Source organism: Photobacterium sp. CCB-ST2H9 (genome assembly GCF_023151555.2).
In the GTDB taxonomy this organism is placed as follows: domain Bacteria; phylum Pseudomonadota; class Gammaproteobacteria; order Enterobacterales; family Vibrionaceae; genus Photobacterium.
This window is the reverse complement of record NZ_CP100426.1, coordinates 447738-460408: the sequence shown is the minus strand read 5'-3', so window position 1 is coordinate 460408 and position 12671 is coordinate 447738. Positions and strand designations below refer to the sequence as shown.

The window sequence follows — 12671 nt, the reverse complement described above, 5'->3', positions numbered from 1 at the left end:
AATTTAGCGGCGGATTATACCATACTTCTCAGGCTTGACCATGACTTGATTTCAAGGCATTAGAACCCGTCAATGGGCTCAGAAAGCGATATCCAGACCCAGCCAGTAACGGCGTCCGTCTTCAATATACTCGTGATCTTCATAAGTCACTTCTTTATCGAATACGTTGTATACCGCAGCCTTCAGCTTCGCCTGATCCGTCAGCTGATAACCAATACCTAAATCCACGAAAGTATAGGCTGGCTCTGTGATGGTTGAACTGGACGGCGTGGTCACCGGATCATTCTCTTTACCACGGTAAGTCACTTTCAACCATTGGCTCAGTTTATCCGTTGCCTGCCAGTCTGTGCCCAACGTTGCCAAATGAACAGGCAACTGGTTCAGTGGCCGGCCTTTGTACTCGCCAGACTTCTGTTCTGAATCGGTATACGTATAGCTTGCATTCGCCCGCAGACTTTCTGTCAGATACGTCGCATAGCTCAGCTCAACCCCTTGGGTGGTCGCTTCATCGATGTTGACCTGATAAGTCGGATCAGCACCAAACTGGTTTGGCCCGTCAGTACAAATCGATGCAGGACAAGTCACACGGGTAATTTTGTCTTCAAACTGGTTATAGAACACCGTCAGGCTGAACACCGTGTTCTCCAGTGAGGAATAAATCATCGCCAGTTCTGTATTGACGGAGGTTTCCGGCTTCAGATCCGGGTTCCCGTAAATATTTCCGCCCCGGCTCACACGCCCCCAGTCTGGCGTAATATCACGCAGCGTGGGAGAACGGTAGCCCGTTGACACACCGCCTTTGAACGTCCAGTCATCCGTTGCACGCCAGACACCATAAGCTCTCGGACTGAAATGACTGCCGAAATTCTCATCATCGTCAACCCGTCCCCCTAATGTCAGTGAGAAACTGTCGCTCAGACGCCATTCATCTTCCAGGAACACCGCCCATTGCTGATTGCTGATATGGGTCCGGTCCGAGACCTGATTCGTAGTTTGGTCATCCAGCTCTGCATAGTTAAACTCAGCCCCGGTCACCAGAAGATGATTGCTGACCGGGATCACCCAGCTGGTTTTTGCCAGTGTATTCACTTCCTCAATCTGACGACTGTAGTTTTTATTGATTTCACGCTGGATATCCGTGGTCGACGTTGCAAACTCCCAGTTTCCCTGATGGGTTAAAGCAGCATACGTGCGACGATACTCATCTTCGGAATCTTCACATCCGCCGCGGCAGCCTTCTGTTGGCACAGATTTTCCGACGGTCCCGGTGCGGTTCTGCTCAGATGCACCCAGCTCCAGCGTCAGATCGTGGTTGTCGTTCAGGCTGTACAGCAGCTTGGAAGTGACGCTTCGCAGATCTTTGTCTTCAAAACCGTGAGGGATTTCGTCTTCATCACGTTGTGTCACCTGACCGTACAACTGCATGCCCAGCTTGTCGCTGCCTAACGGACCATTCAAAAAGAAGTTTGCACTGTTCTGATCCCCGGACTTCCGGTTTTCCTGAAAGATCGTGTCGAGCTGAACATTCCCCGCCCATGTTTGTTCAAATTTACGGGTAATAATATTGATGACACCGCCGATGGCATCAGAACCGTACAGCGTCGACATCGGGCCACGAATCACTTCAATACGCTCAATGGCCTGAAGCGGTGGTACCCAACCCTGTTCAATACCAGAGCTGTCACTGTTCGGGCGGGTCTGACGTGAACTCTGACGCTTACCGTCCACCAGAATGAGCGTATATTTCGCCCCCATTCCCCGAATACTGATGTCAGTATTGCCACCACCGCCAGTCACGACCACACCCGGTACATCCCGCAATGCATCTGTGAGGTCCCGGTAATAACGTTTTTCAAGATCATCACGGGTGATCACACTGATACTTGCCGGGGCGTCGGTCTGAACCTGCTCAAAACCAGAAGCGGTCACGACCATGGTTTCTGTGTACGCATTCTGCTCTTGCGCTTGTGCTGATGCGCTGATTGCCGCTGCAACAGCCAGACTGACGGGCAGAAACACAGGGATACGACTGGACATCAATACTCTCCTAAATGATAATAAATCTCAAAATCATCTGCATTCTATTGATTAGGATGGAGAATATAAGCACCAAAGAGTGAATCATTCGTTCCGGATATGGAACGAATGAACCTGAGGAATAAAAAGCCATGCAAGATCTGGCAACCATCAAAGCCTTTCATGCCCTTTGTCAGCACCGAAGTCTGACGGCCGCCGCACAGGCTCTGAATCAGCCCAAATCCACTTTCAGCCGACGAATCAGCCAGTTGGAAGCTGAGCTGGGACAAACCCTGATCGCCCGCCAGGGCAACCGTTTACAGCCGACTGCAGCCGGAAAAATCTTTTTTGAATTCAGCGAACGGATGCTGGCACTTGCCACGCAAAGTAAAGAAGCCTTGCAGGCATTCAATGAGAACATTCATGGACGGCTGAACATCGCCGTTCATGCAAGTCTGGTGCGAGGCTGGATGAGCCAGGTGCTGGACGATTTTCTCAATTGCTATCCGGATATTCACATCCGGTTACATGATCAATATCTGCCGGACATGGAAAATCAGGTCGATCTCATGATTTGGGTCGGAAAACCACCCCAAAATGCCTTTCGCCGTGAAGTGTTAGGCTACTGGCAATATGGTCTTTATGCGTCTCCTGAATATCTTGAGTTTGCCGGAACGCCAGAACATCCCCACGACTTACTGAAACACCAGTGGGTAAATCTGAACATGGCAGATGAAAACGGTATCTCGCTCACCAATGGCAGCCAGGTGGTCACATTACCGGCTGCCGCTTCCCGGCTGATCAGCGACAGTGTGGTGTTACAGACAGACACCATCGTGAAAGGGCACGGCATTGGCTTACTGCCAACCTGGTTTGTGCATCGTTACAACTTATCACATCCGGGAAACCTGGTGCCTTGTCTGCCTCAGTGGCGGGCCGAACCTGCCTGTATCGCCTGTTATTACCCGTCCGGCAGGCCACCCGCCAAGCTTCAGGCGCTGCTGGAAAAACTGAGGGCTCATCGTCCTGCACAGTGGCAGACCTCAACCTGACCAGCCAGCATGAATGACTTGTCCGATATTGATCTGCGATCAAAAAAGCCCCGGCAAACACCGGGGCCTTCGTATAAAGCAAAGTCAATCCGCATTAAGCGCCGATCACACCACCATCGTCACGGGTGATCATCATGATTGTTGAACGCGGTTTAGTGTCGCCTCCATCAGGGAAGTGAGACGGCGCCCCCTCTTCTCCCGGATGCTGCACACCCACAAACATGGTTTTGTAATCCGGTGAAAATGCCAGTCCGGTGATTTCACAGGCTATCGGCCCGGTCAGGAAGCGACGGATTTCTCCAGTCAACGGATCACCACACAGCATCTGATTATTGCCTTGTCCGGCAAAATCGCCTTTGTTCGAGTAATTCCCGTCGGTCAGAATCCATAAACGACCCGATTGATCGAAACCAAGGCCATCCGGACTGTTAAACATGTTTTGTGCATTGATATTGTCACTGCCCGCATATAAATCGCTTTTGTGAACCGCCGGATTCCCCGCAATCAGGTATAAATCCCAGACAAAGCTGTCATTGGCATGATCACCATGAAGCGGCATCCAGCGAAGGATCTGGCCGTAATGGTTCTTGGCCCGCGGATTTGGTCCGCCAACCGGCTGGCCTTCTTTTCCACGGTTCTTATTGTTCGTCAGTGTACAGAAGACATGCTTGTTATCCGGATGCGCTGCAACCCATTCCGGACGGTCCATCGTTGTAGCCCCCACCTGTGTGGCGGCGCGACGGGCAAAAATCAAAACTTCAGCCTGATCCTGAAACCCGTTTTCCGGCGTTAAACCATTTTTGCCAAAGGTCAGTTCAATCCATTTTCCCTGACCTTTCAGGTCTGCATTCATATCAAATCTGGCAACATACAGTGTTCCTTCTTCCAGCAATCTGCGATTAGCCGCATCATTTCCAGCCTGATAGCGATGCTTAGAAACAAACTTATACAAATGCTCGCCACGTTCATCGTCCCCAAGATATACCACCGCATGACCATCTTTATTCAGCGTCAGCGCAGCATTTTCATGCTTGAACCGGCCAAGAGCGGTCCTTTTTACCGGCGTTGAATTCGGATCATTCGGATCGATCTCAACGATCCAGCCAAAACGGTTTGCCTCATTCGGGTGTTTCAGAACATCAAAACGCTCATCATGCTGATGCCATTTGTAGTCACTGGGAGAAGCTGAAATCCCGTAACGCGCCTGGTCTGCTGAGACTTCACCTTTTTGACTGCTGCCAAAGAAATCATCAAAGTTCTCTTCACAAGTCAGGTATGTGCCCCATGGCGTCTGACCATTTGAGCAGTTATTGAACGTCCCTAATGGCTTGATGCCTGCCGGATCAGCTTTGGTTTTCAGCAGTGCATGGCCTGCTGCCGGTCCGGTGAACATCATTGGCGTATTCGCTGTGATCCTGCGGTTACGCTGACCACTGCGGTCAACCTGCCACTGCCCGTCTTTACGAACCACCTCAACAATCGTGACACCCACCGCTGCCTGTGCTTTGCGAACATCATCTGCTGTCATCTGTTCGCCTTTGTGATCGAACAGATATTCATAATTGGTGTATTCGTTATTGATCGCCATCACACCGCGTGCTTCGCTGATGGGGAAAAAACTCATGCCATCCGTGTTATCACCAAACTGACGTGCTTGTGTATGTGAGTCCTGCTTGCCGCTTTGATCAAATTCAGGGGCTCCCGCAAAGATAGGATCGCCCCAGGAAATCAGCGGCGTGGCCCGATACCCTTTTGGCACAACCACTGTGTCTGCGGTAGAAGCAGGAACGGCTTCAAAATTAAGAAGAGACGTTTTCGGTGTTGCGGCAACCGCTTTTGCCACCGGGTTCACCGCCAGAAAAGCCCCGGCCCCGGCTGCAGCCGTTCCACTCAGAAAATGACGGCGCGATAATCTCGCTTCAATCATCTTCGTGAATTGCGAGTCCTGCTCATCACGCTTCCACATGCTATGCTCCTTGAGTTTTTATTTTTGCCTGCGTACTTACAGACTCTTTAATAAGAGCTGGAGCATAGGTTCATACAGTGACAATTTTATGAAACTCGTATGTATGAATCATGAAAATCGATTGAAAAGCAGAGAGTTAATTCCACTAGGTAAAAAAAAACGGCCCAAACGGGCCGTTTCATCACTGTTGTCCAGACCGTCATTCTTGACTGTCCGGATATCCCTGCGGGTTTTTTGACTGCCAGCGCCAGGTATCTGCAGTCATCTGCTCAACCGTTCGTGACGCTGTCCATTGCAGTTCCTGTTGGGCTTTACTTGGATCAGCCCAGCATTCTGCAATATCACCCGGACGACGTGCTGCAATCTGATAAGGGATGTCTTTCGCGGCGGCTTCAGCAAAGGCCGCAACCATTTGCAATACGCTCAAACCGTTTCCGGTCCCTAGGTTATAGATATGCAAACCCGATGCTTTTCCTTTATGTTTCAGCGCTGCAATGTGACCATCGGCCAGGTCGACCACATGAATGTAATCACGGACACCCGTCCCATCAACGGTCGGGTAATCATTGCCAAACACGGATAAATGTTCGCGACGGCCAACTGCAACCTGTGCAATAAATGGCATCAGGTTATTCGGAATCCCTTGCGGGTCCTCACCCATTTCACCCGACTCATGCGCACCAACCGGGTTAAAATAACGCAGCAGTGTGATACTCATTTCAGGATGGGCGTGCTGAATGTCAGTCAGACACTCTTCCACCATCAGTTTGCTGCGGCCGTACGGATTGGTGGCACTGGTCGGAAAAGACTCCAGAATCGGCACACTGGCCGGGTCACCGTACACGGTCGCTGATGAACTGAAAATCAGGCTATTTACACCAGCCGCATGCATCGCTTCAACCAATACCAGTGTGCCGTGCACATTGTTATCGTAATATTCCAGCGGCTTTTCTACAGACTCACCGACAGCTTTTAACCCCGCAAAATGAATCACTGACTCAACGTCATTTTCACGAAGGACCTGATCCAGAAATGCGCGATCACGAATATCTCCCTGATAAAATGCCGGTCTGGTCCCAGTCAGCTTTTCAATTCGCTCCAGTACGGTCTTTTTACTGTTGTACAGGTTATCAACGATAATTGGTGTCATCCCCGCTTCAATCATCTGTACGCAAGTATGACTGCCAATGTAACCCATACCACCCGTTACCAGAACGCGCATAATATTCTCCTTGCTTGGTATTTCATTGTGATAGCTATTGCTGTCGAGTATATCAGAGTGCTGTAAACAACGATGAGCATAATGTCATTTTTCATGCCGAATGGGCACCAGAGAATCTTTTGCATGACCTTCATATCAATCAGAATAAATAACTGATATTTTGGATTTTAAACATTCTGTTCATGTTGTGAGGCGCTATGAAATCACAAACACTCTGTCAATGGAAAGGCTTTTCCGTCGAGCAAAGCGATCACCGGCTACCGGACGGACGCGATATCACATTCACAACCGTACGTCATCCCGGTGCTGTAGTCATCGCGCCATTAACCGATAAGGGTGAACTGGTTTTGTTACGTCAATACCGTCCCGCAATTGGCCGTTGGATCCTCGAATTTCCAGCCGGGACTCTTGAAAAGGGCGAAGCGATTCAAGCTTGTGCACAACGTGAACTGGCAGAAGAAGCGAACCTGGCCGCAGCGCATTGGCAATCCTTAGGAGAGTTACTTCCCGTTCCCGGCTTCTGCGATGAAGTTCAGCATCTCTTTCTGGCAAAAGGCCTGACCCCCGCAGAAGGAGAACTTGATACTGATGAAGTCCTTGAAGTACTCACAATGTCAGTTGAAACCTTCCTTGGAAAAATCGCCGATAATGAAATACAGGACGCCAAGACGCTGGCTGTGTTTTTGAAAATGCAGGTTCTGGGTGTTTTGAAACAGCCTTAATTCCTCCGCACACGCTATCAGGTTCCCGCCTTCGCGGGAGTCACGCCAGACATCAGATCGCCCGTCATCCATACACACGTGGAGTTCCATATAACAATTGGAAATCCACCTCTGTAAGTCCATTAACTTAAAAAGGCAACACTCATTATTAGCTATATGGCTAACTCTTGTATGGAAAACCCTCATATTAGCTATATAGCTAACTTAATTGTATTGGACTATACTATTCGCCATATAGCAAACAGGTTTTAGATATGGCGAGCAGAGACACGATCGGAAAAGCTGTCGCTCAGGCAAGAAAAACGCTGGGCGCAACTCAAAAACAAATGGCAGAACGGACCGGTATTCACAAAACCACATTGTCTGAAATTGAGAACGGACGCTTTACCGGATCACTGGATATTTTCGAACGTTATCTGGACGCAGTCGGCCTGCAGCTTGAGGTGATACCGAAGCAACACCAACTGCCAGACTGGGATGACATCGAAAACCTGTTTGATGAGGATTAAGCATGGCGCTTGACCAACTGCCTTCGAAAATCGAAAAAATTACAGTCTGCCTGGATGATAAAGAACTGGGGATCCTGACCCATGGTTCAGTGCACCACTATCAGCCGACACAAACACAACACCATGTCTCCCTGACCATGACCAAGCCCAATCTGGATGGTTATTCTTCAGGCGCACTGCACCCGATCTTTACACAAAATCTGCCGGAAGGTTTTAACCGGCGCTTTATTGCCGAAAAACTGGCCCGGTATGCAAGGGTGAACGATATGTACTTACTGGCATTACAGGGTAAGCACAGTATCGGCATGCTGGCTTATCAAAGCGCACTGCAACTTCCCGAAGCCGATTCTGTATCCCTTTCTGAAATTCTGACTTATCAGGGCAGTACACCACTTTTCCCGCAGTTGCTGGAAAAGTATTATCTGCGCAATGCACTGGCAGGAGTTCAGCCCAAAGTCAGTATCCCGAAAACGGACAGAACAATAGAGCAGAAAGATCTGATTGTTAAATCTTACGATGAAGAGTTTCACTTACTGACTGTCAATGAGTACGTCTGCATGGAAGCGGCCCGCTATTGTGGGTTGAAACCCCCAAAAACCTATTTATCAGACAATCTGGAAACCTTCATCGTAGAACGGTTTGACAAACCGGAAGGTCAATTGCTGGGATACGAAGACTTCACAACCTTACTCAAAAAACCGAATCATCCAGATGCGAAATATACCGGAAGCTATGAGACGCTGCTGAAAGCAACACACCTGTACACCAACAGCCTGGATGAAGTGGAGAAAATGTATCAGTACATCGTCTTCAACTGTCTGATTGGTAATGGAGACGCGCATCTGAAAAACTTTGCGTTGCAATACTCGCAGGAGATAGACCATATCTTTGTTTCCCCGCCTTTTGATATCACCCATACCCTGATTTATGACACGATTGACAACAAAATGGCGCTGAAGCTCGCCAATAGTAAAGTTTTCCCGGACAAACACCACCTGCTCAAACTGGCAGAGTCTCCCCGTTTCCGAATTCGCCATGCGGAAGGAATCATCGAACGGCTCGCTCAGGGTATTACCGATTACCTGAACCGCTCATCAGAAATATTGTTGATGAAAGGATTAAAGACATCCATTGAAAATTCAGTCGCACAGGTCATGGCCTCAAGTTACAGCACGAAATCATACCGCCACGACAAAAAGCGTAAATTTGAATAACGGTCTCCCCTCCTCCATTACGGGCTGCCATGGCCGCAGCTGAGCAAACATCAGCAGCGTAACAGCCTGTTCCACTGAATCAGCAGGATTCTATATTATTGAAGCCATTTTGTGGCGCAGATGTTTTGCCTGGCTCGCTGTACTCCACTGAATCAATCGAATCCTCGTGAATAAAACCTTTCTCTCGTCACTGAAATTTAAATTCAAATAGAGTTGGTTATCAAAATTATTAACGCCAATCGCATTCTCAATTCAAAATTAAGAACTCAGTCAATAAATAAATTATAGTGCACACCTCAAAGCTGTTCGTGACGCTTTCAAAGGAGGTGTCGATTCATTTGAAATAAAGTAAACAATGTAAGAAATAAGGAAAAAACATCGTCAGAAGTATTGATGATTAAATTAATCACATACACTAGGGATATAAAAATGAAAACATCACACAATAAAAAAAATATTATACAACGGCATGGTTCTTAAGTGAGCACGCTGACGCACCACGAGAACTTCAAGATTTTCTTGTGAAAGAAAACATCCATTTCAAACAGTACTATTTCTCAGAAGTGCCATCCATTCAATTTTATGACACACCTGAACTGATCATCATTGATACTGTGAATACAGGGTTTGAACACATCAAATGTACTAAGCATGCATTAGAAATACTGTGCCAGCAGGAACAAAATACAACACCTGAATTTATCGCCATCGTAGAAAACAAGTACCCGCATAAAAAACAACTCTTTGATTTGGGCATCACTGATTACATCAGCTGCCCATTCATCGACAAAGAGCTCCGCTACAGAATCACTCATATTTTGAGTTCAGCATTCAAACAAGAAACCAGTCCACAGCTCATAACTCCGCCCAATGCGACTTTAAATAAAACTGAACCTAAACACCAAACGGACAAGCGCTTCCTATTAATAGAAAAATGTGTCTCATACTTAAATGAAACACTTTCAGAAGAGATAAAACTGGATGCATTGTGCAGAAAGCTTGGAACAAACCGAAATAAACTGAATCAAGTCTTCAAAGAGTACTTAGGGATGACTGTTTTTGAATGGCTTCGAAAACAAAGGATGCGTAAAGCTGCAGAACTCCTTGAGACTTCATCACTCAATATTGTTCAGATTTCTGAGCAAGTTGGCTATATGGACTCAAATAATTTCTCTACCGCCTTTAAACGTATCTATCAAACATGCCCGACTCAATTCAGACAAAATTACAAAGAATCAACAAGTAAGAGACTGACTAATAAAATTCATGCGTCAGTCAATATTCACCATGAATAAAGAAAAGGTAATTAAAATTAGATAAATTAACATTGACAGTGATCCGGTATTTTTCAGAGCAACATCTGAAATAAACGGCTTGGTACAAAATAATATCCCTTTCAGCGTATTCGTAAAAGGGATTCGATTGAAACGTAATTTTAAGGAGAAAAACAATGCCAGTAAACGTTCAACAAACAGGGGCAATTAACAATATTTACCCTAATTCCCCCAATGTGTTTAACAACAATCAGAAAGAAGCTGTCTACAATGTCATCGGGCAACTTACTTATGCTGATATTTTCCGAAACAATGCAGGGACAATTGTTCAAAACCAAACAATGCGTCTGGATATGCAAGGCACATTTGTGCAAGGGGGAGATCGATTCCATAACCTGCAAGTTCAGGTCAATGGTGTCAACGGAAACAGCACTGTTGCACACGCCAATGTTTCTGAATCAACAATGACAAATGATCCTGCAAACCAGACTGGCGTGCTAAACAAAGTCATTTCTGCACTAAACCAAAGCTTTGACAATGCGGCCAGTTATCAGGTCGATGGAACAGCACCATAACGCCGCACCATACTGATTTAACAATCATTTAACAAAGCCCATGAGTATGGGCTTTTTATTTCATAAAGCACAACTGTAATAGAAAGACGTTCCAACAAGAGATTGTGGAAAATCCAAAGATTTCCAAAGAATACGCAAAGGAACCAAACCTGAAAGCATTCTAATGTAGATATGTACCTCAGCAGTGATACAAAACACTGAATGTACAACAAAACGTCAGTTAAACTTCAATAAGGATAAAGACTATGTCACAAGATTCAATCAAACTGAATTTCATTAACCGTTCTAACGATGTCAATAACAGTGAAGTGGTTGTTTTCCAGAAAAACGTCGCTGAAAGTTTTGATGAAATTGCCATTGCATGGCGTGTTATTCAAAACTGTGGCCGAAATGACAATCATCCATTTGTCTACCCATTAAAATTTGAAGTCTGTGCCAGCGATTCCTACGGCAACTTCACGCCGCAAATGACGGCTTACGATGGCCAGGCTTATGAAATGGTGAAAGACACTTCAGGTGATGTCATTCGTCTTGCATCCACACCATCCGTTTCTCAACAGGAAGTCGAAGTTCGGAATAACCTGACCAGTGGTGCCATTAATGCCAATATTTACCGTGACGGTAAACTGCTGGCTGCAAAAACCAATGTCTCTCCGGGTCAAAAAGGTGTCTTCCAATTTCATCCAAGTATCTTTGTCGGCGTTGTTTCTCAAGTTGTTGAGGGAGAAGTGATGAATTCGGCTATTATTCAACAGGTGAACACAGAAATTAACCTGTTTGGTGTTCAAAGTGCCGATCTGGTGATGACGGGTGGTGGTTCCGGCCCGACCGCATCACCATTTGAATTCCATCTGGAAAACATCAACAAATAACAACAGCTGTACAGGTGTTACTCACCCATCCGGGTAACACCTGTTTTTCTCATTCACTTTGTCATAAGGAAAACATCATGGCTGATACACCCACAACTCAAACCTGGCATTCTGGTGAGTGGAGAGCACAAGCAAGCAGCACTCCACCTTACAACGGGATCGAAATTTCCGCGCTGCCTCAATACGACGACAACGGCACTTTTGTCTCTGCTGCCGTGACGATTACCGACTACACCAAAAATCCAAAAGGCATCAGCAATGTGATCCCGGCATTGACAGCTATGCAGGGGAAACTGGATATCCCCGCCCCTCAATCAGATACAATCAGTACAGTAAACAGCGAATCTCCTGACACAGTGACAACGTCACAAAAAGACACAGCTGCCACCAGTACTGAGACGACAACGCAAGTTTCTACCTCAGCAATTGCAGATCCGACGTCGCCAAACAATGATTTAACCTCTGCCAGCAGCGAACCAAGCTCAGATTTCACTGTAAGTGGCTGGATCTCACTGGAAACAAACTTTTCTTATGTGCATCTGCGCGTGAATATTAAGTACGGACTTGACCGTTTCCAAAGAGAAGAGCTGGGTTATATCATGGGATTCAACAGCATACTGGAAAACACCAACTAAAAACGTGCTTCAAGGGGCAAACATGCACACCGATATCTGTTTTAAGAATTTGTCGCTGAATATTCACAGGCCCAGTGTGACGATTTTTCAACAAACTCAGGTTGAAAATTCAGAAAATTTAATTGCCTGGACCGTCATTCAGCAGTGCCAGTACCGATGGAACCATCCTTTTTGTATTGAATGGGGATACAGCTATCAACTGGCAGATCCTCATGGTAACTATAGTGCTGCCATGCCTTTGCCCCCACGTCATCTCCCCGAAACAGAAAATCAGGGGTTGCGTATCAGCTGTCATACGGAACAGGTGTTTTTCACGAAAACAGCGGGCAGTAAATATACGCATGTTGTTCTGATCAAAAATGGGAGAATGATTGCTCGACAGCCGCTGGCATTCAATACGCCGGTGGCATTTCTGCTTTCAGAGACCTTCTATCTTTGCGCCGATTTACGTGTAAGAGAAGGCGCAGTCATTCATACGCACAATATCAATGCCAGTCTGACACCATTCAGGATTACAGGGCAAAAAAAACTGAATATCGTCATGTGTGGCGGTCAGCCTGGTACAGAATCGACCCCGCTCTCTTTTCAGTTTTTATAACGGGCAAGTCATGCAC

General features: G+C 46.7%; 12 protein-coding genes. 9 read left to right on the top strand and 3 right to left on the bottom strand.

The annotated features are described in order from the left end of the window. Positions 1-78 precede the first annotated feature (78 nt). A complete protein-coding gene (locus L4174_RS18615) occupies positions 79-2037 on the bottom strand; it encodes a ligand-gated channel protein (RefSeq protein WP_248142421.1) in 1959 nt (652 codons plus the stop codon). 131 nt (positions 2038-2168) lie between these two features. Here L4174_RS18615 and L4174_RS18610 point away from each other — a divergent pair, with 131 nt between their 5' ends. Then, positions 2169-3068 (top strand): LysR family transcriptional regulator, encoded by a 900-nt coding sequence (locus L4174_RS18610; protein WP_248142422.1) that lies wholly within the window; start codon positions 2169-2171, stop codon positions 3066-3068. 94 nt (positions 3069-3162) lie between these two features. Here L4174_RS18610 and L4174_RS18605 read toward each other — a convergent pair whose 3' ends face one another. Beyond that, entirely contained in the window at positions 3163-5034 is a 1872-nt protein-coding gene (locus L4174_RS18605; protein WP_248142423.1) for a PhoX family phosphatase, read from the bottom strand. 199 nt (positions 5035-5233) lie between these two features. Continuing rightward, on the bottom strand, positions 5234-6256 hold the full coding sequence (gene galE / locus L4174_RS18600; RefSeq protein ID WP_248142424.1) for a UDP-glucose 4-epimerase GalE: 1023 nt from the start codon (positions 6254-6256) through the stop codon (positions 5234-5236). A gap of 197 nt (positions 6257-6453) precedes the next feature. On the opposite strand from galE, the gene L4174_RS18595 reads away from it, so the two are divergent. The 8 genes from L4174_RS18595 to L4174_RS18560 all read left to right on the top strand — a co-directional run bounded on the left by L4174_RS18595 (position 6454) and on the right by L4174_RS18560 (position 12655). Then, positions 6454-6978 (top strand): NUDIX hydrolase, encoded by a 525-nt coding sequence (locus L4174_RS18595; protein WP_248142425.1) that lies wholly within the window; start codon positions 6454-6456, stop codon positions 6976-6978. Positions 6979-7232: 254 nt separating this feature from the next. After that, positions 7233-7487, top strand: a complete 255-nt coding sequence (locus L4174_RS18590; RefSeq protein ID WP_248142426.1) for a helix-turn-helix transcriptional regulator — start codon at positions 7233-7235, stop codon at positions 7485-7487. 2 nt (positions 7488-7489) lie between these two features. After that, positions 7490-8701: a type II toxin-antitoxin system HipA family toxin gene (locus tag L4174_RS18585; RefSeq protein WP_248142427.1), complete on the top strand. Its 1212-nt coding sequence runs from the start codon at positions 7490-7492 to the stop codon at positions 8699-8701. 521 nt (positions 8702-9222) lie between these two features. Then, positions 9223-9996: an AraC family transcriptional regulator gene (locus L4174_RS18580; RefSeq protein WP_248142428.1), complete on the top strand. Its 774-nt coding sequence runs from the start codon at positions 9223-9225 to the stop codon at positions 9994-9996. 155 nt (positions 9997-10151) lie between these two features. Then, positions 10152-10550 carry a hypothetical protein gene (locus L4174_RS18575; RefSeq protein ID WP_248142429.1) on the top strand — a complete coding sequence of 133 codons (399 nt, stop codon included), beginning with the start codon at positions 10152-10154 and terminating at the stop codon, positions 10548-10550. A 245-nt stretch (positions 10551-10795) separates the two neighbouring features. Continuing rightward, complete coding sequence (locus L4174_RS18570) at positions 10796-11422, top strand: hypothetical protein (RefSeq protein ID WP_248142430.1); 627 nt, start codon at positions 10796-10798, stop codon at positions 11420-11422. 77 nt (positions 11423-11499) lie between these two features. Continuing rightward, positions 11500-12057 carry a hypothetical protein gene (locus L4174_RS18565; protein ID WP_248142431.1) on the top strand — a complete coding sequence of 186 codons (558 nt, stop codon included), beginning with the start codon at positions 11500-11502 and terminating at the stop codon, positions 12055-12057. A 22-nt stretch (positions 12058-12079) separates the two neighbouring features. Further along, positions 12080-12655, top strand: coding sequence for a hypothetical protein (locus L4174_RS18560; RefSeq protein WP_248142432.1), 576 nt, complete (start codon positions 12080-12082; stop codon positions 12653-12655). Positions 12656-12671: the final 16 nt, after the last annotated feature.